The 21,825-nt window shown below is 58.1% G+C and carries 17 protein-coding genes and 1 pseudogene; 9 read left to right on the top strand and 9 right to left on the bottom strand.

Features of this window, described 5'->3' with window-relative positions; all coding sequences use genetic code 11:
• Positions 1–83: 83 nt before the first annotated feature.
• Positions 84–365: a hypothetical protein gene (locus tag RGR602_RS15075; protein ID WP_170250194.1), complete on the bottom strand. Its 282-nt coding sequence runs from the start codon at positions 363–365 to the stop codon at positions 84–86.
• Between the two features lie 671 nt (positions 366–1,036).
• Between RGR602_RS15075 and RGR602_RS15065 the strand changes: the two genes are divergently transcribed.
• The 3 genes from RGR602_RS15065 to RGR602_RS15050 all read left to right on the top strand — a co-directional run bounded on the left by RGR602_RS15065 (position 1,037) and on the right by RGR602_RS15050 (position 5,149).
• Complete coding sequence (locus tag RGR602_RS15065) at positions 1,037–2,791, top strand: ABC transporter ATP-binding protein (RefSeq protein ID WP_039845778.1); 1,755 nt, start codon at positions 1,037–1,039, stop codon at positions 2,789–2,791.
• Positions 2,792–3,265: 474 nt separating this feature from the next.
• A complete protein-coding gene (locus RGR602_RS15055) occupies positions 3,266–4,261 on the top strand; it encodes a GSCFA domain-containing protein (protein ID WP_082046551.1) in 996 nt (331 codons plus the stop codon).
• A gap of 297 nt (positions 4,262–4,558) precedes the next feature.
• The gene (locus tag RGR602_RS15050) at positions 4,559–5,149 is read left to right on the top strand and encodes a class I SAM-dependent methyltransferase (protein ID WP_170250193.1); all 591 of its coding nucleotides are present in this window, start codon (positions 4,559–4,561) and stop codon (positions 5,147–5,149) included.
• 315 nt (positions 5,150–5,464) lie between these two features.
• Here RGR602_RS15050 and RGR602_RS15045 read toward each other — a convergent pair whose 3' ends face one another.
• The 6 genes from RGR602_RS15045 to RGR602_RS15020 form a co-directional block, all read right to left on the bottom strand.
• Complete coding sequence (locus tag RGR602_RS15045) at positions 5,465–5,737, bottom strand: DUF982 domain-containing protein (RefSeq protein ID WP_039845776.1); 273 nt, start codon at positions 5,735–5,737, stop codon at positions 5,465–5,467.
• A gap of 132 nt (positions 5,738–5,869) precedes the next feature.
• Positions 5,870–7,780 carry an adenylate/guanylate cyclase domain-containing protein gene (locus RGR602_RS15040; protein WP_039846906.1) on the bottom strand — a complete coding sequence of 637 codons (1,911 nt, stop codon included), beginning with the start codon at positions 7,778–7,780 and terminating at the stop codon, positions 5,870–5,872.
• A gap of 189 nt (positions 7,781–7,969) precedes the next feature.
• Entirely contained in the window at positions 7,970–8,743 is a 774-nt protein-coding gene (locus RGR602_RS15035) for a FadR/GntR family transcriptional regulator (protein ID WP_039845775.1), read from the bottom strand.
• Positions 8,744–8,752: 9 nt separating this feature from the next.
• On the bottom strand, positions 8,753–10,033 hold the full coding sequence (locus tag RGR602_RS15030; RefSeq protein WP_039845774.1) for a TRAP transporter large permease: 1,281 nt from the start codon (positions 10,031–10,033) through the stop codon (positions 8,753–8,755).
• Positions 10,034–10,037: 4 nt separating this feature from the next.
• A complete protein-coding gene (locus RGR602_RS15025; protein ID WP_039845773.1) occupies positions 10,038–10,616 on the bottom strand; it encodes a TRAP transporter small permease in 579 nt (192 codons plus the stop codon).
• 145 nt (positions 10,617–10,761) lie between these two features.
• Positions 10,762–11,739 (bottom strand): TRAP transporter substrate-binding protein, encoded by a 978-nt coding sequence (locus tag RGR602_RS15020; protein ID WP_039845772.1) that lies wholly within the window; start codon positions 11,737–11,739, stop codon positions 10,762–10,764.
• A gap of 531 nt (positions 11,740–12,270) precedes the next feature.
• On the opposite strand from RGR602_RS15020, the gene RGR602_RS15015 reads away from it, so the two are divergent.
• The 4 genes from RGR602_RS15015 to RGR602_RS15000 all read left to right on the top strand — a co-directional run bounded on the left by RGR602_RS15015 (position 12,271) and on the right by RGR602_RS15000 (position 14,950).
• Entirely contained in the window at positions 12,271–13,290 is a 1,020-nt protein-coding gene (locus tag RGR602_RS15015; RefSeq protein ID WP_039845771.1) for a Gfo/Idh/MocA family protein, read from the top strand.
• Between the two features lie 114 nt (positions 13,291–13,404).
• Positions 13,405–13,596, top strand: a complete 192-nt coding sequence (locus tag RGR602_RS15010) for a DUF3008 family protein (RefSeq protein ID WP_022716877.1) — start codon at positions 13,405–13,407, stop codon at positions 13,594–13,596.
• A 740-nt stretch (positions 13,597–14,336) separates the two neighbouring features.
• A complete protein-coding gene (locus RGR602_RS15005) occupies positions 14,337–14,633 on the top strand; it encodes a type II toxin-antitoxin system RelE/ParE family toxin (RefSeq protein ID WP_039845770.1) in 297 nt (98 codons plus the stop codon).
• Positions 14,634–14,641: 8 nt separating this feature from the next.
• Positions 14,642–14,950 carry a HigA family addiction module antitoxin gene (locus RGR602_RS15000; protein ID WP_039845769.1) on the top strand — a complete coding sequence of 103 codons (309 nt, stop codon included), beginning with the start codon at positions 14,642–14,644 and terminating at the stop codon, positions 14,948–14,950.
• Between the two features lie 67 nt (positions 14,951–15,017).
• Here RGR602_RS15000 and RGR602_RS38355 read toward each other — a convergent pair.
• Together RGR602_RS38355 and RGR602_RS14995 are read right to left on the bottom strand one after the other, a co-directional pair.
• Positions 15,018–15,204, bottom strand: a pseudogene (locus RGR602_RS38355) (ISNCY family transposase); the annotation flags it as partial.
• A 458-nt stretch (positions 15,205–15,662) separates the two neighbouring features.
• Positions 15,663–18,938: an adenylate/guanylate cyclase domain-containing protein gene (locus RGR602_RS14995; protein ID WP_407692031.1), complete on the bottom strand. Its 3,276-nt coding sequence runs from the start codon at positions 18,936–18,938 to the stop codon at positions 15,663–15,665.
• 325 nt (positions 18,939–19,263) lie between these two features.
• Here RGR602_RS14995 and RGR602_RS14990 point away from each other — a divergent pair, with 325 nt between their 5' ends.
• Entirely contained in the window at positions 19,264–19,884 is a 621-nt protein-coding gene (locus RGR602_RS14990) for a nuclear transport factor 2 family protein (protein WP_170250802.1), read from the top strand.
• 81 nt (positions 19,885–19,965) lie between these two features.
• The gene (locus tag RGR602_RS14985; protein WP_052451575.1) at positions 19,966–21,801 is read left to right on the top strand and encodes a hypothetical protein; all 1,836 of its coding nucleotides are present in this window, start codon (positions 19,966–19,968) and stop codon (positions 21,799–21,801) included.
• Positions 21,802–21,825: the final 24 nt, after the last annotated feature.

Here is a 21,825-nt window from a genome sequence, read left to right as displayed (position 1 = left end):
CATGAAACTGGATCGCCCGAAGATATCAAACACCGATATGGCGTTTTTCAGCTAGCAGTATCGTTTCAAGCAGCGACGACGGCTCAGCGCATCAGGACGACGCGACCGTTACGAACCAGCGAATATGCGTACTCTCGTTCCGCAGCCCAATCATGCGGTCCGCGGTTGTCTTTCCGGCGATAGTAGCTCATGCTCTCCTTGAAATCGAAGCCGAACATCCAAACTTCAGCCTCCGTTAGTTCGGTTAGCATGTGAAGTGCTCTTGAGCCGATCGAGGGAGACGCACCTAGCCGAGCCGTCAAATCGTCCAGCAATGCGATAGGATAAAAGGCCTGCTGCGGATCCTCGCACAGGTCGCGTTCCATCGCGCTCATCCAGACGGAGAAGACACCGTCGAAATAGCGCCTCTTAAGTCGCACACGCCAGGATGCGCGACCCATATTGTAAAGGAAGCTTGATCTTGTGCTGAAACAATGGATATCGATCCTCCGACCCTGGGCAGCTGGGCGTATTGGCACTCCGGAATTGACTCTGACTACACATCCATCGTCGATTTGCGCACCGAAGCGCGAGGAGAGCAGAGACGCTGCATTACCGACCAGCGAGATCCTCCTTCCCGCGATGACGCTACGGAGATTGAAGCAGAATTGGTCTTCGTCCTGATCTGTCATGGAGCCGTCTCTCGCACAGTCAATTCATTGCAGATCACGATTCTGCGGCATTTTTCGTGCCTGGCAAGCTCCGGTGGCGGCAAAGGCTAGCAGGCTGTCAGAAAGAGGACGGCCACGTGATCTCGTGGCAGCAGCGTGACGTCAATCTGCTGCCCGACCCCATTCTAAAGTTAATGGCAGTCGCGTTCTCGCGCAGCGTTTACATGAATCTGATGGCTGTGCAAAGACGGTCAGCCGAATGCTTCCGGGCAGACAGGCCGTTTTATCAGGCGCGATGAATACTCGACTTTCCGGTCATTGGCCGGTAAGACGCCAGCTCGACCCTACCGCTTGGCTGAGCCGACGGGAAATTCATACGAGCGCTCATGTCTCCAGCAAAACCGAACGTCCGCACTCTTGAGATATTGAAGCGGGTGGTCTCCGAAAACTTCCGGGACCATATCCCTGGCTATAGCTTCGCAATTGCCTGCCTCGTTGCGGTCGCGCTTTCTACTGCCTATACCGCCTACGCAATGAAGGGCATTGTCGACGAGGCCTTTGTCAGTAAAGACGCAAAGCTTGTATGGCTGATCTGTTTCTCGCTGTTCGCCGCATTCGTCATCCGAGGATTTGCAAGTTACGGTCAGGCTGTTGCGCTTTCAAGGGTCAGCAACAGTATCGTCGCCCGCTACCAGAAACGGCTTGCGGCTCATCTGATGACGCTTCCGCTCGAATTTTTCGACGAACGACGGTCGGGGCAGGTCGCTGCGTTGCTGAGCCAGAATATCTCCGGCATACGGGACGTTCTCAATCTGACGGTTACGTCGACGGCGCGGGACATGCTCTCCTTCGTCTCGCTGCTCGCAGTGATGGTCTATCAGGATTGGCTGCTGAGCATCGTCGTTTTGCTGATGGCACCAGCGCTGCTCTTCGGGCTCAGGTTTTTTTCACGTCGCCTTAAAGAGGTTGCCTTAAAAGGCATACGGCTCAACGGCATTTTTTTCGGGACCATGCAGGAGACGATCCAGGGTATTGCCGTGGTTAAGGCCTTTACGATGGAGCGCGCGCTGGAAGCCCGGGTCGAAGATGTCATCGTTGCGGTCGAAAATCGATCCAATCAACTTGCCCGCCTATCTGAACGCAACGCACCAGTAACCGAGAGCTTTGCTGGCCTCATGCTTGCGGGCGTACTTGCTTATGCCGCCTATCGCTCGATCTATTTCAATGTACCGCCCGGCGCCTTCTTCTCGTTCTTCACGGCCCTGCTGCTGCTCTACGATCCCTTGCGCCGTCTTGCGAAGCTGCAGGTGCAGATGGAGCGGGCTGCCGTCCACGCACGGATGATCTACGATCTGTTAGACATGGAACCACGTCAGCGCGACCTGCCGGATGCAAAGCCGCTGAGGCCGACGGAGGCACGGATCGAGTTCCGCGACGTCTCTTTCGCTTATGGCACCGATACCGTGTTGAACGGCGTCAGCTTCGTCGCCGAAGGCGGTAAGACGACGGCGCTCGTCGGCCCTTCCGGTGCCGGAAAATCGACGATCATGAATCTGATCCCGCGCTTCTATGACCCGAAGGGCGGCGAGATCCTGATCGACGGGCAGGACATCGCCCATGTCACCAAACAGTCCCTGCGTGAGCATCTCGCCTATGTCTCGCAGCAACCCTACCTCTTCGAAGGCTCGATCCGCAACAATATCCGATATGGCCGGCCCGATGCGACGGATGCCGAGGTCGAGGAAGCCGCACGGCTTGCCTACGCGCATGATTTCATCCTCGCGCAGCCGCAGGGTTACGATACGCCCGTCGGCGAAAACGGCGTGACTCTGTCGGGCGGCCAGCGCCAGCGCCTGTCGATTGCCCGCGCGCTAGTGCGCAACGCCCCAATCCTCTTGCTCGACGAGGCCACCTCCGCCCTCGACACCGAGTCCGAAGCTGCCGTCCAGAAGGCTCTCGACGAAGCGATGACCGGCCGCACCGTCGTCGTCATCGCCCACCGGCTTTCCACCGTCGTGCGCGCCGACAAGATCGTCGTCATGCAGCAGGGACGTGTCGTCGAAGAAGGCGATCACGAGACGCTAGCGAAGCTTAATGACGGTCTTTACGCTCGGCTTAGCCAGTTGGGATTCAGTGCTTAAAATCGTGGCGGGGAAGAACTTGGGCGGAATTTAGTGCCTTCCCCCAAACCCGTAGAGGCTTGTGCTCGGGCCTTTGGATTAAATTGGCAGCTGGAAATTTCAGCGACATCCTGAGAGAAGCGGACGGCTCACACAGCGAGTGGAAGGAGCATGTAATCGATGACTACGCCGATTTGGTCAAAAATTTCGATCATTTCCAAAGATAGCAACTTGGATTGCTCCCGCTAACCTTCGTCTACGAACGGGAGCTGCTGCGAATGATAAACGGCGAAGATGGAACATCGTGGTTGCCGCTCGTGGCGCAAGGTGTCATTGGATCACTCGGGTATACCGTGGATGCGAACTATATGACTATGGCTTTGAGGAACGATATGTTCTGCGAGTTGTTGAAGCCGACAGTCGGTTTCTTCCGTCGGATGTAACCCTCGTCCAGGACCGGTGTATTTACCGGTGGAATATTCGGGATTTAACATTATGTCCGCAGCTGCAAAAAAAACAATGATTTACCGTGTGAAGCGCGCGTTGGGCCTTGTGAAGAAAGAGGAGAGCGCGAACCATATTTACTATGAGACGGGAAAACGGACGCGGCGCGCTCATGCCACCTGGTATCGCGGTGAAACGACCAATTTCTATCCGGACAAGCAGGCGATCAAAGATCTGAGTTCTGTCGATGAATATGTTGGAAAGGGATGGTTACCAACCGCGCCCCTGATTAGCAAAGAACACTATATCACAGCCTTCGGAAGTTGCTTCGCCAGCGAGGTTACCAAATTCCTTTACAAAGAAGGCTATCAGGTATTCGGCCGCGACATGTCCCTCAATTCTTACGTCGTGAGAAGTGGGGAGGGTATCGTGAATTCGGCGGCTATCCGGCAACAGTTCGAATGGGCGTTTGAAGGAAATGCCCCTAAAATCGAGCTATGGCATGACAAGGCGGGTGTGCCGGGCGACTATTCCGAGGACGTCAGAAATTCCACGAAACAAATCTTTGAGAAGTCTGACGTTTTCATACTGACTCTGGGGCTTTCAGAAGTCTGGTACGACAAGCCCACCGGCGAGATATTCTGGCGTGCTATTCCAAAGCGCGACTTTGATCCGCAACGGCATGGATTCAGGGTGATGAGTGCGGCCGAAAACCTTGATAACCTCAGGCGTGTCTACGAGTTGATTAGAACACATCGTCCAGACGCGACCATCATCATGACGTTGTCGCCTGTGCCGCTTGCCGCTACTTTCCGACCGATTTCATGCATAACTGCCAACTCGGTGTCGAAAGCCTCCTTGCGAGTAGCCATAGACGAACTGATGCGAGAGCCTCAACCTGCAGAGGATAAAAAGTTCTTCTATTTTCCGTCCTACGAAATGATTACGTCTTTTCTCCCTGATCCGATGAAAGACGATTTTCGTCATCCGACAGATCAGTCGGTCGACTTCATCATGCGCACTTTTCAACGACATTTCCTTATTTAGCGAGTGCCGCCGCGTCCCATGATCCTTGTTGAGCTACCTGCAACGGTCCCCGGTGCGAGGTGATGCGCTCGGCAGGGTACTGGGGATGAATTGAGTTGCGATTGGATTGGGGGCGCAGCCTTCGCTTTGACAGTGGCGTTGATATCGCCGTGCTGACGCGGCTCGTTCGGGCGGTTGAGACGGCATCAAGCCCGCAGAACTCGAACAGAGCGAAGGGCGTGTTCCAGCATTGACAACGGTCTTTCGCCATGAGAGGTGCGACGCGGTATCATGCTCCAAATAATCGGAGAAGCGATTTTGGAACGCAAATTCATCGATGACTATGCACATCTTCATTCATCCGGCGTCTATGGCTTTGGGGGGAGGCACTTGCCGGAGGTTTTGCCGCATTTGATGGCGTTCAAACCTGAATCTCTGATTGATTACGGTGCTGGTCGAAGCCGCATTGCTGAACGACTCGGGAAAAAGGCCGGCATAAGGGATGTCGTAGCTTTCGATCCGGCTATTCCTGACAGGGCAACCCCGCCGAACCGCCGCTTTTCCGTTGTGGTCAGTTTCGATGTACTGGAGCATATTCCGGAAGAAGAAATGGACGCAGTTCTACGCGAAATGGCGACGCTCGCACCAAATGCATTGCATGTGATCGACACACGACCAGCAAAAGCTACCCTGTCCGATGGCCGAAATGCACATGTTTCGCAGCATGACGAAGAGTGGTGGCTTGAACGGCTAAGTCACTTTTGGCCTGGAACGGTGCCCTTCGCAATGAAACGCGGGAGAGTTGGCATCAAGACCTGGCAAAATTCTCTGCCACGCTGGAAGCACAACATGATAGTTCAGCGGGAGAAAATTGCGATGAAGCTCCGCAAGAAGATTGGAATCAACTGAGCTAACGTTCACCTCTTGCCGCCTCGGACCCTAACCATGGCCATGCGATTGGCAATTCGGCGAGGAACCCATTGATAGTCGGCTGCTCGGGTTCGCGGGCCACTTTCGCGTGTTCGGATTAAGAAGCTCAGCGCTACGTTGGTAGCAGAAGGCGGGCAGCAACGCACCAATTGCTTGCCCGCTATTGCCAGTCGAATATCATCACGAGCGACCAGTTACCGCGACCCAATCCTTCGGTGACCTCACAGAGCGCTTCCGCACGAATGCGATATGATAAAAACGCATCCTGGCCAGCCGCTTAGAGTTGCACGGAAATCAGACTCTTACTCGGATAACGTCAGGAATTTCGACGGGGATGTGCGCTTCATGGGCGGCATCGATGAAGGCTTGCCTTGCTTGCTCTTTCGACGTTCTTCCCTCCGCTACGCCGATGCATACCTCCATGGCATCGAAAAATGCCTTGCCATCAGAGACTGGCCAATACCGGAGAAGGATATCGAGGGCTTCCCGGGTATTTGTTATCGTGTAGAGCTGTCCGCTTTGCTTGCAGACGATCATTACCGGCTGAACCCACTGCGCACTGTCCATGGCTCATCCCACAACCTATCGGCAAGTTAACACTCGCTGGAATCCTGCGCAGGCGCAAGCGGATTCAGAGGTTGGATTGATTTCTCATCGATCCAGACGGCACAGAGGACGCGCGCGGATCACTTGCCGCGCTCATGCAGTGTTTCGTTCGATAAAGCCTGAGCGCAAAGCGGTTTCTGGAGCCTTTGCACGGGAAAGTTCCTGCAGGAATTGTTCCATCAGAGGAGAATCTCCAAAGCGCCGATAGTTGCGTTCGGAGGCCAGCGAGAACTCGGGTTTGGTTTGCACCAATCGCGCCATTGCAACCTGGGCTTCTGCCACATCCCCGCGACCCGCCAACAATGCGGTTCGGATCAGCAGGCAATCCGCGTCCTGCGGCGCACGGATCAGGCACTCTCCAATGACGCTGTCCGCCTCTTCCAGACGACCAGCGGCATAAAGTGCCTGGCCGTGGACATAGGTGTAGTATTCCGGCGCCATGGGGTGCAGGCGCCGCGCGCGTTCGGCATTGCTTACTGCCTCGCGGTAAGCACCGAAACGGACCTGCGCCTTTGCCAAGGCCATGAGGCTGTCAGGGTCGTTGGGGTTGAATTCCACCGCGCGGCCCGCGGCCTGCATGGCGCCGGGATAATCACCGCTGGCTGCAAGACCGAAGCTCAACACCTGGTAACCAATGGCAAGGTTGGGATCGAGACGGATCGCCTGTCGCGCCTCGCTCAAGCCCGTTTCCACATCGGCCATCGTGGCTCGACCGCTTATGCCTTGGGTCATGTCGACGATGTAGGTCATGCCGAGATGGGCTCGCGCCAACGCATACCCCGGATCCAGCTCCAACGCCCGATGATAAAGCGCTCGCGCGGCAAGAAGCGCTTCGTTGTCTTTCGAACCATGTTTGTAACGATCGCGCGCCTGGAGGACGAGATCATAGGCCTGCAGGTTTTCGGTTGGCCGTTTTGAGGCGTCGGCAACTTCAGATTCGCGAACATACGATACGAGGTGCGAAACAATCTCGGTCGTGAGTTCCGTCTGTACGGCAAAGACGTCTGCGACACGGCGATCATAGCTTTTCGACCACAGATGGGCGCCGCTGCGCGTATCAATCAGCTGCGCGACGACGCGAAGCTGATCACCCACTCGCCGCGCGCTGCCTTCCACAATATAGCCGGCATCCAACTTTTCGCCGACGTCGCGGATATCGGCCGCCTCTCCGCGCAATGCGAATGTGGAATTGCGAGCAATCACCTGAAGCTCGGGATTGCGTGCCAGTTCCGTGATGATGTCTTCCGTCAGTCCATCGGCAAAATAGTTCTGTCCCGTATCGCCACTCATATTGTCGAAGGGAAGCACGGCAACTGAGGGACGCCGATCCATATCTCCGACGCCGGTCAGCCAAGTAACCCTGTCGGCGATCGTTTCTGTCATCGCTTTCAATCCAGGAACCTGGGTTGCTGCGATGACAAGGAGGACGACGCTTAGGCCAATCGCATAGGGCACCGCCCCGCGCGACCGGTGCAGGGCGCGCGTAAGCCACCTCAATCCGCTACCGCTGGCGCCGTCTAACCTGACCGCATAGACCTCAAGTTGCTCGGGGATGTTTTTGACTTGCCGTAATCCGATTCTGTGGAAAAGGTCACTACGACCGCGGTCGGCGCTCCGTACGACCGCAGCGCTCACAAATATGCTGCCTGGCTCGGCCATGGCTTCAAGCCGCGACGCGACGTTGACGCCATCACCAAACATGTCGCCATCATCCTCGATGACATCTCCAAGATTTATACCGAGACGCAGATTGAAAGGACTTTCGGCAAAGCCGAGCTGGATGCCTATAGCCGCATCAAGCGCCTCATTCACGCTTGGAAATGCGGCAAGGAACCCGTCGCCGGCGCTCTTGAAAATCCGGCCTCCGTGGCGCTCGACCGACGGTTTGATTATATCGTCGAAAACTGAACGCAGCTCTGCATAGGTCGTTGCCTCATCATCGGCCATGAGGCGGCTATATCCGGCGATGTCGCCGGCCATGATCGCAGCGAGCTTTCTTTCCACGTTCACTCCTCGTTACTCCGGCTGAAGATTACAGCATGGGCGTGATTTCAGCCATTCACAGTTGAGTGCGCACAAGGTTTCAGCCGTGGATGCGATCTGCATGCCCTTTTGGAACAGACGCCAGTTTCTGAGCTGCGTGCGAGCGTGCCTCTGCCAAATACAGGCTGCCTTCGGGTTGGAAGTAAAGGATCAGCCCTTGCGCTTGGCGGTTCCTGAAATCCATTTTGCCTGCTGGCCGCTCAAAAGGGCGCGATAGCGTTCCTGGCTGGCGGTCAGGTGGGCGCGCATGGCGGCGCGGGCGGCTTCCGGGTCGCTTGCGGAAATCGCCTTCAGGATTGAAAGATGCTCGCGCTGCAGTCCTTCCTGATAGTTGCGCGAAAGCATGCTGTCGGTACCCCAGGGCGAAGCGACATCGCAGGGGATTGCCCGCATGCCGAGTGCATCGAGGACCTCGACATAATAGGAGTTGTTCGTGGCAGCCGCAATTGCGCGGTGGAAAGCGAAGTCGCTCTTGCCTGTTGCCTCGCCACGCTCAAGCAGCCGGTCGAATTCGAAGAAAGCTTCGTGGATCTGTGCCTCCTGGGCGCCATTGCGACGGAGCGCAGCAAGCCCCGCACTTTCGATCTCGAGCCCCATGCGCACCTCGATCACGTTAAGCGCATGGGAGATCTTGTTGCCGACGTCAAGCGTGATCGAACCGAAGGCAAGCGTCGGGTGGTCCTTGACGAAGACGCCGGCGCCTTGCCGCGCCTCGACGAGTCCATCGGCGGCAAGGGTCGCAATCGCCTCGCGAACAACGGTGCGGCTGACGCCGAAGAGCTCGCCCATCCGGCTCTCCGTCGGCAGTTTCTGGCCGGGCGCGTATTCCCCAGACAAGACCTGTGCGCGGATGGCCGAAACCACGCTTTCGGAGAGTTTCGGCCTTCGCTCGATCCTCAAATCAACCGCTGTATCGGCCGCCATGTCGCTCTCCTATTTGAACGCAGCCGGTAGCCACAGCGAAATGGCCGGGATGTAGGTGACCAGTCCGAGCACAACGATGCCTGCGCCGTAGAACGGCCAGATCGAGCGCATAGCCTCCCAGACGGAAATCTTGCCGACCGCACAAGCCACGAATTGCACCGCGCCGACTGGGGGCGTGTTCAGCCCGATGCCGAAATTCAGGATCATGATCACGCCGAAATGCACCGGATCAACGCCGTAGGCCTGCGCCACCGGCAGAAAGATCGGCGTGCAGATGATGATCGTTGGTCCCATGTCCATGAAGGTGCCGAGCACAAGCATCAAAACATTGAGCAGGAGCAGCACAGTCAGTGGATCGTCAGCCACGGCCTTCATCCAGGCAACCAGCGAGGCAGGCACCTTGAGGAAGGCCATCAGCCAGGAAAAAGCAGCCGCGGTGCCGATGATCAAAAGCACCATAGCCGTTGTGCGCACGGCGCCTTGCGTGGCGTGGACGAAGTCTTTCCAGCTCATCTGCCGGTAGACGAAGACGGTTACCAGCAGCGCGTAGAGCACAGCGATGCATGAGCTTTCCGTCGCCGTGAAGATGCCGGACCTGACCCCGCCGAAGATGATTGCGATCAAAAAAAGCCCGGGCAACGCGACAGCAAGCAGATGCGCGACCATGGTAAAGCCGGGGAACGGCTCCGTCGGATAGCCGCGCGAGCGAGCGACGATATAAGCAGTCACCATGAGTGCGACTGCAAGCAAAAGGCCGGGCAGTATGCCGGCGGTGAACAGGTCGGCGATGGATATCTTGCCGCCGGCAGAGATCGAATAGATGATCATGTTGTGGGAGGGCGGCAGAAGCAGCGCGATCAGCGCCGCCATCGAGGTGACGTTGACGGCGTAGTCCGCACCATAGCCGCGCTGCTTCATCTGCGGGATCATCAGGCCACCGACAGCTGCGGCTTCCGCCACCGCCGAACCGGAAATCCCGCCGAACAAGGTCGCAGTGACGATGTTGACCTGGCCAAGGCCGCCGCGCACGTGGCCGACGAGGGAAGCAGCAAAGGAGACGATGCGGCTCGCGATGCCACCGCGCACCATCAGGTCGCCGGCGTAGATGAAGAAGGGGATGGCAAGCAGCGAAAACACGCTCATGCCGGAATTGAGCCGCTGGAAGACGACCAGCGGCGGCAGGCCCATATAGACCACCGTGGCGAAGCTGGCGACGCCGAGGCAAAAGGCGATTGGCGTGCCTATCAGCATCAGAGTGGTGAAGACACCGAACAGAATCCAGAGTTCCATCGCGCTATACTTTCAAATTGACGTTCGGGTCGGCGTTGATGTTTTCGATCTCGACGGCGATCTCGGCCGGCAAAACCTCATCCAGCGCGTCGTCGATCGGTTCGCCGGCAAGGCGGAGCACGATGCGCTCCAGCGAGAAGATCACGGCAAGCACGCCGCCGCCGGCGAGCGGCAGATAGTCGAACGCGCCGGAAATACCCAACGACGGCAAGGTGGTGTTCCAGGTCAGGCTCATGAGCGCACCGCCGTACCAGATCATGCCGGCGCCGAAGGCGAGAATGACCACGTCGGAGATCATGCGCAGGACGCGCTTGCCGGATTTCGGCAGCACGTAGAGCAGCACGTCGAAACCAAGGTGGTTGTTCTCCCGGATGCCGACGGCAGCGCCGAGGAAGATGAACCAACTCATCAGCATGACGGAGCCCGGCTCCGTCCAACTCGGCGAATCGTTCAGCACGTAGCGGCAAAATACCTGCCAGGCGACGAAGGCCGTCATCAGCACTAGGCCGGCGCCGGCGAGCCATAAGGCGGCGTTGCTCAGGCGGGCCAGGAAGTTGACGGTGGGTGTCAGGCTATTCGACATAAAGGACCTCGTCGAATTGGGCGTTCACTCTCCCTTATCGGGAGGATCGGTGGAAATGTGCGCGAAACGGCGAATGAACCGGGGTGGGGATGACCGCCCACCCCGGTAGCTTACGTCGCCTTCCAAAAAGCGGAGGCAAGGAAGGCTACTGCACCGCCTTTACGTCCTCGACCATCTTCTTCAGCACGTCGTCTTTGACGTGCTTCTCGTAAACCGGGGCCATGGCGTCGATGAAGCCCTGCTTTTCCGGCGTGGTGATCTGCGCGCCGAGCTTTTCGACATTGGCGCGCGATTCAGAGACCTTGGCTGCCCAGAGCTCGCGCTGCTTTGCGACGCTGTCCTTGGCCGCCTGCTTGAAGATCTCCTGATCCTCCGGCGTCAGCTTGTCGAACGCGACCTTGTTCATGACGAACACCTCCGGCAGGATCGTGTGCTCGTCGAGCGAGTAGTTCTTCGCCACTTCGGCGTGCTTGGCGGTGTCGTAGCTCGGGAAGTTGTTTTCCGCGCCGTCGATGACGCCCGTTTCGATCGCCGAGTAGACTTCGCCATAAGGCATCGGCGTGGCGTTGGCGCCCAGCGCCGCCACCATGTCCACGAAGATGTCGGACTGGATAACGCGGAACTTCAGGCCTTTCATGTCGGCAACCGTGCTGATCGGCTTGGTCTTGTTGTAGAACGACCGCGCGCCGGCGTCATAATATGCCAGCACCACGAGGCCGGCCGGTTCGAACGCCTTCTTGATCTGGTCGCCGATCGCGCCGTCCATGACCTTGTGCATGTGGTCTTCTGAACGGAAGATATAGGGCAGCGCCGGAACGATGGTTTCCTTCACCGTCCCGTTGAACGGCGCCATCGAGATGCGGTTCAGCTCGATCACGCCCGAACGCACCTGCTCGATCGTGTCCTTTTCCTCGCCGAGCTGGGCGGAATGATAGACTTCGACCGAATAGCGGCCCTTTGTGCGCTCCTTCACCAGCTCGCCGAAATATTTGACGCCCTCGACGGTCGGATAGCCGTCCGGATGGGTATCGGACGATTTCAGCACCGTTTGGGCGCTGGCCGCGCTGCTCATGAACGAGGCGGCAACCATAAGACCCGCCGCCAGTTTAACTAAGTTTTTCATGCTCTCCTCCCGTTTTGCATGACGATTAATTTTTCAGACCAGGTAACGCTTTTTTGCGAGCCTAAGGCCTTCGCAAGCTTTCGTCCTCCTGCCGGGGCTCTTTCGCAACCGGACGCTGCTGGTCCGGCACGTTTGAGAAGCTTCACGAAATTAGAAAAGGGCTCATCGAGGGGATACCGACACATCTCGGGCCCCATAGGCTCACGATGGCGCGCGCTGCTTACCTCTGCATAAAGGCGCGCGCGCTGGCCTCCTGGAAAAAGAAGATTTGGATCGAAAAGCCCCCTCATTCTTGCCGCTCCTCCAACCGGCCCATTATGGCTAGAACCAGCAAGGTGTAATGTCAACATACAAAACCGACGTACTTGTATGATGAATTTCTTGGCACCGCCGCGCTGATTTCCCATCGTCAAGGCGCGGGACAAAACAGGCAGAGGAAGTTGGAGACGCGGCCATATCGAAGACATTGACAAGCAGGTGAATGCGGGCATTCCTGTATCGACCGACTGAAGGGCTGACGGAGGGACTGAGATGGCAAAATTGCGCATCGGGCTGATCGGTCTCGGCATGGCAGCAGCGCCGCATGCCAAAGGGCTGCTTGATCTTAAAGATAGGGTGGAGGTCGCTGCCGCCTTCAGCCCGACGCCTGCCAGGCGGCAAGCATTTTCAGAAACTTACGGTTTTGCGACTTGCGAGGACGCCGAGACAATATTGGCCGACCCGTCGATAGCCGCGGTCATGATCCTGACGCCGCCCAATACGCATCTTGAGCTGGTGCGGCGGGCAGCCGAAGCAAACAAGCATGTGCTTCTCGAAAAGCCGCTGGAGATCACACAGGAGCGGGCGAGGGCGCTGGTCGAGGTGACGGAGCATGCCGGCATAAAGCTTGGTATCGTGCTTCAGCATCGCTTTCGACCGGTCAGTATTGCACTTGCCGCACTGATCCATGAAGGGCGCCTCGGCGAGATCGTCAGCGCTTCGGCGCGTCTCCACAACTGGCGGCCGCAAAGCTATTATGACCAGCCGGGACGCGGCACGCGTGCTCGCGATGGCGGCGGCGTGCTTCTCACCCAGGCCATCCACACACTTGATCTTCTGGTTTCGCTCGCCGGCCTTCCAGAGGAGGTCAGAGCCTATACGACAACCAGCAAGGTGCACCGCATGGAGACGGAAGATCTGGCGATGGCGGCCATTCGCTTTACAAGCGGAGCAATAGGCACGGTCAGCGCTACCACCTGTGCCTACCCCGGTTATCCGGACGAGATCGACGTCATCGGCACGCGCGGCATGGCCCGCCTTGACGGGCGACGTCTTGCCGCTTCCTTCCACGATGGAACCGAAATCTCAATCGAAGACGAAGCAGCCGGCGGTGCCGGCGCCGATCCTATGGCCTTCCCGCACGACCATCATCGCTCCGTGCTTGCCGATTTTCTCGATGCTATCGAGGATGGACGCGAGCCGTGCGTCAGCGGGCGCGAGGCACTGAAGGTGCACCGTCTCATCGACGCCATTCTCGCCGCCGCCCAAAGCGGCCAGCCGGAACGTCCGTAAAAAGATCCCGCGAGCAACCAAGCCGGCATCGGTAAGATCCGTCGGGGTTCTACTTGGCACGGGCTCAGGAACTATCCTTCTTCGCCGGAGTTGAGCGTGAAAAGGAGAACCGACATGCCAGCAAAATCCAAGGCACAGCAGAAGGCGGCTGGAGCAGCCCTTTCCGCAAAGCGAGGCGAAACGCCGAAAAGCGAACTCAAGGGGGCTTCCAAGCAGATGGTCAAATCCATGAGCGAGAAACAGCTCGAAGAGTTTGCCGCGACCAAGACCAAAGGAAAGCCAGAACACGCCTCCCGGAAGGGGTAGGATAACTGCGTCAAAGACGACCATCGGTCAGAACGCAATCGGTAAAAGGCTCGAACTCGCGAGCGCTATGAAACTGGTGCCGTGACTGCCGTTGTCTCTGGCCCGGTAACGAAGCCTTTCCAAAATACGGCCTCCACGCAAAAATATCCGATCGGGCTCTATTTTCGTCCCTGGGCCATGTTTTCTGCGCTGCGGCTGCCGGTGTTGCCGTCGAGCAGTGCCGGTGGCCTTCATCCCCGGGATGTCCGGCACGCTTTTCCGCCAGTTCGCCGTTCGGTAGCCATCGTCGGATATGGCCTGCTTGACGGCCAGGTGAAGTCGAACCGCCTTGCTCGTGATGACGCTCGAGCCTTTGCAGAGCGCACGACGTCCGTGCTTTCCGTAGATGGCCCGTGTGGCGGCGAGGTTGGAATGTCCGTTTGGGCGCAAAGTAGAACGTCACATCCAGCGTCTTCATCCATTTAGAAATGCGACACTCGACCTCTCCGCTTGCGCTGACGAAAGCCCCCGGCCTGAGCGGCTGGGCCGGGTTGCAAGGGGGCGGGGGCGGGTGAGACGCGCCACGGCTCAAGTTTTGAGGGTGTCAGATCAGTCGCTCATTCCCTTGCATCAGGCGACAGGGGCAACTGCGAAGTTCAGATTAGTGACCTTCATAAAGACCGGCAAAGCGTACACGATTATTTCCCGCGCTTGCAGAATGACCCGTGGAGTGGTACATTCACTCGAATCTGGAGACATGAATGATCGTCGGTTTTCGGGACGAATGGTTGCGGGCCTGCTTTGTGGAGGATGTCCACTCCCGGAACATTCCAGCCGACCTCGAAAGCCGGTTGTTCCGCAAACTCCAAATGATCGACGACGCGACGACCGATCAGGACTTGCGTGTGCCGCCCAGTAACTATTTCGAGAAACTACGCGGCAATCTCGAGGGTTTGCATTCAATCCACGTCAACAGACAATGGCGGGTTGTTTTTCGATGGGATGGCAGTCGTGGCGAGGCGTCCGAGGTCGATCTTGACGGCCATAGCTATCGATGAGGTGACAGATGTTGATGACCAAGCGGAAGCCGGCGACCGTCGGCGAAATCCTGAGGGAAGAATTCATGCAGCCGCTCGACCTGACGCAGGCGGCCTTGGCCGAGGCAATGGGCGTCCAGCGCAAGCATGTGAACGAATTGTGCAACGACCGGCGTAACGTGACGGCGGCAACCGCGCTGATCCTGGCGCGCGTGTTTGGTAACAGCCCGGATTTCTGGCTCAACGTGCAGCGGCGCAGCGACTTATGGGATGCCATGCATAGCCCCAAGGAACTGGCCCGGATCGAGCGCGCGAAGCCGCTAGTGACAGCGGCATAGCCCGAAGCACCTGTAGACCAGGCTTTGTGCTTGAGGGAATCCGCCATGGCAGCGCATCACTCGGCGGGCGGTAGAGCGCCTTCTGCTGTTTTGCAATGACATCGGTATCATTGACGAGATCAGTCTTCCGACTGGCTTGCGACCCCGCGGCTTGTAACCATTCTTCTCGCTGTTGATCTTGACCTTGGGCGTCGGTAGCTGCTCCTGTCGCTCCTCGATGTAGACCGGAACATGGAAAGCCGCTTGTTCTCGGTTGCCACAAGGACCGTTCCTTCTTCCGCGGTTTGTGTGCTTTACCTTGACGGCACCTGGAGCTGACATCGGTTGACATGCTGCAAATGTTCTCTTGAGGTTACTTTACGGCACATAAGGAGCTCTCAAGGTATCATGGAAAAGCGAATTACTTTTGGCACCCCTTAACGCTGTAGAGTGCTCACTGAACGTCCTTGGGGCAAACCTCAAGACAGCTCGCCTTCTTAGAAATCTCACGTTTCAGGAGGTCGTTGAAAAGATCGGTGTCATCAGGCGCGTGGATTGAGACGCCGAAGGGTAAGCCTTCAACCAGCATTGCCGTATATGTCGCGCTGCTTTTGGCATATGGCCTTACCTGCGCATCGCAAGCGGGGTGGTTTATTCCCTCGCGGGCCCTGCGGTTGGCCCGCAGAATAACTCATCTGCCGCAACAGATCGCCACCACGTTGTAGCCGACGGATTACATCCTTGCCGTTTTATTCTGCCCTTCGAACCATCCGGTAATGGCGTCTAGGCGCCGTTCCACTCTGGTTTTCCGGCCGGTCGAGCGGTGGAGTTCGGCAAGGCTTTGCGTGGCCTTCAATTCCCAGGTCTTTGCGCCCTGTTTTTGAGCGAAGGCTGCCGACTTGCGGAACGCGCGCTCGGCGGAGTGAGCATCGCCTTTAAGATATAGGCTCGCCACGCCTGCGAGCCGGAGCAGTTCCGCTGTAAAATAATGCTCGCCTGTCTTCTTGGTCAGCGCCAGCGCCTCATCGATGAGACGGGCGGCAGCTTCGAATTCGCCGAGCGCGAGGCTCGCTTCTGCCAGCAGGCCGAGATAGCAGGGCTTGTCTATCTGCTGTTCGCCGAGGTTGTCGCAGGTGGCGCGCATCTGCTGCAAGCCCCGGCCGTCGTGATGGGCATGAACCATCGCCCAGCCCTGGAAGAATGATGCAAGATTCGCCCATAGCTGAAAGCCATTCGCCTTGGCGAGCGGCCCCAACTCGTCCACCATTGCCTGCAAGGCGCCCACGTTCTTGCGCAGGGCCATCAGAACGCAGCCGTTTCCAAGCCAGCCCGCCAACCCGTAATCGGATTGCTGGCGCGCATCCTGCTCGGCCTCGTGATAAAGCATGATGGCGCGCTCGTGATGTCCAAGCAGATGCAGTGTCCATGACAGATAGATCATCGTCATGTTCGGAAAATCGCTGCCGACCTCGTCTGCCTTCGCGCGATACTCGAGAGCCTCCTCCAGATATTGCCGGGCTTCTTCGAGCCTGCCCTGCGAAAAGAGGCACATGCCCTTGAATTGCATGCCGAGGACCAGGGCTTTCAAATTCAGTTGCTGACGCCCCATATCGAGTAGCTGGTCGCTTGCCCATTCCGCATCGGCGAACCGCGCTGAATTCAAGGCGGTACCAAACAGCCCGTCGAGGGCGCGGATACCCGCTTCCGGATCGCCGAGGCTCTCGCTCAAAGACATGACATTGCGATAGGCCGCGCTTCCTTCGGGTGTGACGTAGCCGAACGTGGCATAAAGCACGTCGCCGCGTTCGAGTTCGAGCTTGAGGCATTTTTGGTCGCGTTCCCGCGATGGCGGCAATTTTTGAAGGCACTCCAGCCCGTTTGTGAACATATTGGCGGCCTCGACCTTTGCCCAGGTGGCGCCCGTCTTGAGGCCGGCGGTGAGCCAGCAATCAGCTGCCCGCTGGTAGAGCCCGGCCGCAGCGAGATGTTGCGCAAGGACTTCCGGATGCTCGGCGGCCTGTCTTGGATAGAGCTTTTCGATACCTTCGGCGACAAGATGGTGCAATTGTCGGCGGCGTTCGCGCAGGAGGGTAGCCTGGGCTGCCTCTTGCAGGAGGGCATGGGTAAAACTGTAACTCGGCCAGTTGATCGCCGGTTGCGGCGCGATCAACCCGGCTTGGATCAGGCGATCCAGGATCGAAACCAGAGCCTCCTCGGACAGGCCGGAAAGATGCGAAAGCATGCCGATGTTGAACACTCTGCCGATGACCGCCGCCATTTGCGCGATCATCTTGCCGGTCCCCAGCTTGTCGAGGCGCGAGAGCAGGAAAGACTGCAATGTCACCGGTATGTCCGCCGTCGCACCCGGTTCTTCCTTCAATATGCGGGCAGCATGGCCGTCGGCGACCGCGCGGCACAGCTCCTCGACGTAGAGCGGCACGCCTTCGGCCCTGGCGAGAACGAAATCGTTGGCGTCATCGGTCATAGTGCTGCCCTTCGCCAGCTCGCGGCAAAGTGCCTGGGCTTCGAAGCGGGTCAGCCGCTTTAGGCGGAGCCCATGCAGCGATGGATTTTTCATAGGTGCCTGCAGCGTCGCCTCACGCGAGGTGACGACGACCAGCATGGGCGCGAACCGCACTTCATCGATCAGCGCTTTCAGCACGTCACCGGAGGAGGGGTCGATCCATTGTTCGTCCTCGATCGTCAGCCACAACGGGTTTGCCTGCGACATGCCCTGCAGCCATTCGACAAAAAAGCGGCGCACGATCGTCTGCTGTTCTTTCGATGTCAGGTCCGGCAAGGGATAATCCGTTTGCTCGATTGCCAGCAGTCGCGAAAACACGGGCAGCGTTTGGAAAAGCGGAATATCGCTGGAGACAAGGATCGCCTCCAACAGTTCCGAATTCGCCGTTGCCGGCGCGGCATCGTTGATCCCCGCATGACGCTTAACCAGATCCAGAAACGGATACAAGGCGCTGTTGGAATAAGCAGGCGCGCATTGAAGCGTCAAAGCCTTAAAGTGCGGAGCGCGCGAGCGCGCCTCGAAAATCAGCCGCGATTTGCCGATGCCCGCTTCGCCCGAAATGAGGATCGCCCGTCCGCTCTTTTCGGCCACGATCCCATCTGCAAGCTCACGCAGGCGGTCGAGTTCGGCGCGCCTGCCGACAAGCTTCGTCAAGTGGGTTCTTTTTGCAAACCGGTTTTCCAGCGTTCTGGCCTTGTCGACACGCCAGATTCGCACCGGATCGCTGAACCCCTTCAACGATTTTGCACCAAGATCGACAAAATCGAAGGCTCCGTTGGCGGCCTCGCGTGTCTTCTGGTCGGCAAGAATTGTCTGAGCGGCTGCCAATGTCTGCAGCCTCTGGGCGAGGTTCGGCACCGGTCCGAAGGCGACAGTCGACACGCCCGCGGGCGCTCCAGCGAAATCGCCGACAACCACGAGCCCGCTTGCGATTCCGATGCGGATCTGCAACCGCGATCCGTCAGGCGTTTCAATCTGCGGCATCGCCTGTATGAGGCTGAAGCCGAGCCTGATCGCCCGTTCTGCGTCATCCTCTTCCGCTGTCGGATAGCCGAACAATGCCTGCAGCGCGTCGCCGATATAGTTGGCGGTGAACCCGCCATGCGCATGCACGAGTGCGGCACACCGGTTGAGATAGGTTTGCGTCAGCTTGCTGAAGTCTTCGGGATCGAGGCGCGAGGCATATTCCGTCGAACCGACCAGGTCGCAGAACAGGATGGTCAGCGGCCTCCGTTCCACAGGCACCATCGGCCGTTGACGCGGTTCGTGGGCATCGTCCAGCTGTGCGATGGCGGAGAGGATTTTTCGGCGCGGACCGAGGGGGATTCCAAGCTCTTTGAGGTCATCGTCGGACAAGAGACGAAGCGTGTCGAAATCGATTTGCGCCTGCGCAAAAGCTTCCCCAAGCCGACTGAGGCCAAGCGTGTTCAACCATTTTGAAACCACCTCGTCCATATTTTCTGCCAGAAATCCGTTCTTCGGCATTCACGGTGATCTGCTGAGGATAATCGCAATCACGCCGCCGGTCTCGTCGTCCCGCGTCCGACCCATGTTACATGGAGCACTGAGCAAAGCGAAACACGCATATCTTCTAAATTTAGCAATTTCTTTCTTAGTATTTCGATATAATGTACTTTACCGTCAGTTGGGGACTTCATCAAACAGTGCATCGCGCGTGCGGCGGCTTCTATTCCAATCGAACGACCTATGGTGATTGGGAGAGAAAAGCCGTTCGGCAATAACCCCGCAAAGTCCAGTGTCCAAGGCATCTGCCGATCTTCAATCGAGGCGCGATCAACAGGAGGGGAAAGTGGCTATTCTTCGAAAAGAGAAATGGGCGACAAATATACCTGCTGCATTCATGCTGGCGGCGGTTTGCGCTATCTGGCTGGTATCCGATCGACCGGCGTTGGCAGTGGACCCAGTCTGTGACGACCCCACCGCCAAGAACTGGACATACCCGATTACGAATCCCGAACCGGCCGAACGCCAAGCAATTATGGATCTGATCCATCGCTACTTCTGGGCGCTGGACGAAAAGAATGCATCCGTCATCGCCGAGATGTTTACGAGCGATGCCATCTATCAGGTCTGCAGCGGAGGCGGAGCGCTCAAAGGTGACAAGAGTGATGATCCTGATCAATTGTTGAACTATTTCAAAGGCCTTTTTCTCAAGCTCGATGACGCGCAATCGCGTGTCCGCCACTTTGAAAGCAATACGCTCCTGAACATTGTCGATCCGAATGCCCCGGGGACGGTCGAAGCAAAGTCCGCCATGCTGGCAGTCATCCAGCGGGCTGACACCGAAGTGCCAACCCTCGACTATGCCGCGGTTTTAAGGGCGGTTTTCGTCAAGGAGAACGGTGCCTGGAAATTTAAAATGCTTACGCTCATTACCGACGAGCCGAAGGTTATGACGCGGGCGCGGTAAATCAGGTTTCTGACGGTTTAAGATTTCGCGTGTTTGGGCGCGGCCAACCGGGCGAAGCATCTGGGCCGGAGGAGTGCGGAAATGGGTGTGAAGGGTGTCGGCTTCGCATTCATCATCGGGGCTGCAGCGCTTGCCTCGGCCAATGCCCTGGATCGGCCGAAGGCGGATGACGTTCCCGATCCAGAGTTGACCGAGGAAAAGTTCGCCGAAACCGTTGATCGGTGGAACGGTGCCTTCCTGTGGGAGCCGGCATCGGCCAGCACCAACATCACGACCCGGTTCGGCGACGAGGCTCGCGCGGTTTTCGGGACGATCCCGGACGCAGATTGCGCCGGTGGGGGTGCCAAAACGATCCCGCTCGAAGTCGACGGCAATATCGTCGACCTGCAACCAAACCCCAACAAGGCGGGCAATCCGCTGGAATTCGAACACCGGGATGCGGACGGCGCCGTGGTCAAACGGACGGCAAGCATTGCAAAATGCGATAAGCCGTCGCTTGCCGGCAACGTCACTTATTGCGGCTTGAACTCGCGTCTGAACCGCGTCGTGAAAGGCAATGTGGAATGGCTCTTCTTGTGCCGCAAATCCAATGCCAGCCTGGAGGTTGAGCCCGACCCTTATTGGCAGCGATCAAATCCGAAATTCTCGCGCTTCGGCTCGATCGGGTTCAACAGGGGCACCGGCGAGATCGTGTTCTTCGACGGCCGTAAGGACCAGGAGGTGTTCGACTGGTCGAAGCCGTTCGTTCCGCCGGGCGGTCGGTCATATTCCGACACAGCCGGGCGGGTGGAGGCAGAAGCGCTTTACGATCCGACTTTTCAAATTGAATGTTCGGCATGCCATGACAACAAGAATCCCTACGTCATCAATCCGCATATCGGACAGGCAAGAATTGGCTATCGGGACGGCAGAAGTGATCCGAGAGCCCGGGCCTTCAGCCTCGGCGCCTATCTTCCAAGACTACCCCGCAATGAGAGGACGCCCTTTCGCGTGATTGGGTCCGGCTATACCAGCACCTATGCGGCCGAACTGAAGAACGCAAGCACGGTACGCGATCCGAACGGCGACTGCACGGAGTGCCACACGCTGACGACACAGGCGACCGGGCAGCGTCTCGTGCCTGACGCAGTTGGGCGTGAGCCGTTCATTTCCAATCCCAGTTGGGCACAGCTTCTGCAGCTTCGCGCCGAGAAGGAAAACTTCCGGCAGGTGGATATGCACCGGACGGAATGGGCACGGCGCTCGGGCGGCGGCAGGATTCACCCCTGGATGGTTCCGGCAACCGGTAACGATGTCTCCGGGCACTCATCGCAGATCAGCGTTAACGCGTGGCACGAGCTCAGCGATTGCCTATGGGGCAGCGGCGGGCCGGAATGCGGCTACCGCCCGCTCTACACGCCCTGTCCCGCTCCGGGAAAAGGGGCGGGCGGTGACGGATCGGCTCCGGGCGACCTCGCTCTCACCTTTTTGCCGCCGGATCCCGGCCTCCCCACGGAGCGGCGTATTCGTGTGAGCTGGAAGTACCTCAACAGCTACGGCGAAGTCCCCGGCAGAGACGACGTGCGCTTCAACATGGCCGTCAGGGAAAGCCTCATTCCTGCGGCAGGCGAAAAGCCGAATGCGAAGGACTATCCAAGTTTGGATGAAACGATGGGCAAAGATTTCCGGGCGCTTCGCCCGAAGGTCGGGTTGTCCGGTTCGGTGCGGCTGATAGAGAACGCCTCCTATCTCGGACACGCAAGACATTCCGAACCGTCGAGTTCAATGGAACGCCGGCAATACCGGCTGGATTTTCCTGGCGCCTGCAATCGCCGCTATGCGATCCGCATCCTTCCGAAGAGATTTTGCTTCGACAAAAGCGATGTTGCCTTTGGCTCGGACGACTATTTGCTCTTAGCGGATGTGCGGTGCGATTGATGGCCGCGACTGGAGCCGCGGCCG

Origin of the sequence: Rhizobium gallicum bv. gallicum R602sp, assembly GCF_000816845.1 — a bacterium.
GTDB lineage: Bacteria > Pseudomonadota > Alphaproteobacteria > Rhizobiales > Rhizobiaceae > Rhizobium > Rhizobium gallicum.
The sequence above is the reverse complement of the archived record's forward strand: the minus strand, read 5'-3'. Positions and strand labels throughout refer to the sequence as shown.

What these genes read in the sequence shown, in the direction of transcription:
- RGR602_RS15005 (WP_039845770.1), top strand. Translation starts at nt 14,337, where the DNA reads ATGATCGTCGGTTTTCGGGACGAATGGTTGCGGGCCTGCTTTGTGGAG.
- RGR602_RS15055 (WP_082046551.1), top strand. Translation starts at nt 3,266, where the DNA reads ATGTCCGCAGCTGCAAAAAAAACAATGATTTACCGTGTGAAGCGCGCG.
- RGR602_RS15010 (WP_022716877.1), top strand. Translation starts at nt 13,405, where the DNA reads ATGCCAGCAAAATCCAAGGCACAGCAGAAGGCGGCTGGAGCAGCCCTT.
- RGR602_RS15000 (WP_039845769.1), top strand. Translation starts at nt 14,642, where the DNA reads ATGTTGATGACCAAGCGGAAGCCGGCGACCGTCGGCGAAATCCTGAGG.
- RGR602_RS15035 (WP_039845775.1), bottom strand. Translation starts at nt 8,743, where the DNA reads ATGGCGGCCGATACAGCGGTTGATTTGAGGATCGAGCGAAGGCCGAAA.
- RGR602_RS15045 (WP_039845776.1), bottom strand. Translation starts at nt 5,737, where the DNA reads ATGGACAGTGCGCAGTGGGTTCAGCCGGTAATGATCGTCTGCAAGCAA.
- RGR602_RS15020 (WP_039845772.1), bottom strand. Translation starts at nt 11,739, where the DNA reads ATGAAAAACTTAGTTAAACTGGCGGCGGGTCTTATGGTTGCCGCCTCG.
- RGR602_RS14995 (WP_407692031.1), bottom strand. Translation starts at nt 18,938, where the DNA reads ATGCCGAAGAACGGATTTCTGGCAGAAAATATGGACGAGGTGGTTTCA.
- RGR602_RS14985 (WP_052451575.1), top strand. Translation starts at nt 19,966, where the DNA reads ATGGGTGTGAAGGGTGTCGGCTTCGCATTCATCATCGGGGCTGCAGCG.
- RGR602_RS15015 (WP_039845771.1), top strand. Translation starts at nt 12,271, where the DNA reads ATGGCAAAATTGCGCATCGGGCTGATCGGTCTCGGCATGGCAGCAGCG.
- RGR602_RS15065 (WP_039845778.1), top strand. Translation starts at nt 1,037, where the DNA reads ATGTCTCCAGCAAAACCGAACGTCCGCACTCTTGAGATATTGAAGCGG.
- RGR602_RS15030 (WP_039845774.1), bottom strand. Translation starts at nt 10,033, where the DNA reads ATGGAACTCTGGATTCTGTTCGGTGTCTTCACCACTCTGATGCTGATA.
- RGR602_RS15075 (WP_170250194.1), bottom strand. Translation starts at nt 365, where the DNA reads ATGGAACGCGACCTGTGCGAGGATCCGCAGCAGGCCTTTTATCCTATC.
- RGR602_RS15025 (WP_039845773.1), bottom strand. Translation starts at nt 10,616, where the DNA reads ATGTCGAATAGCCTGACACCCACCGTCAACTTCCTGGCCCGCCTGAGC.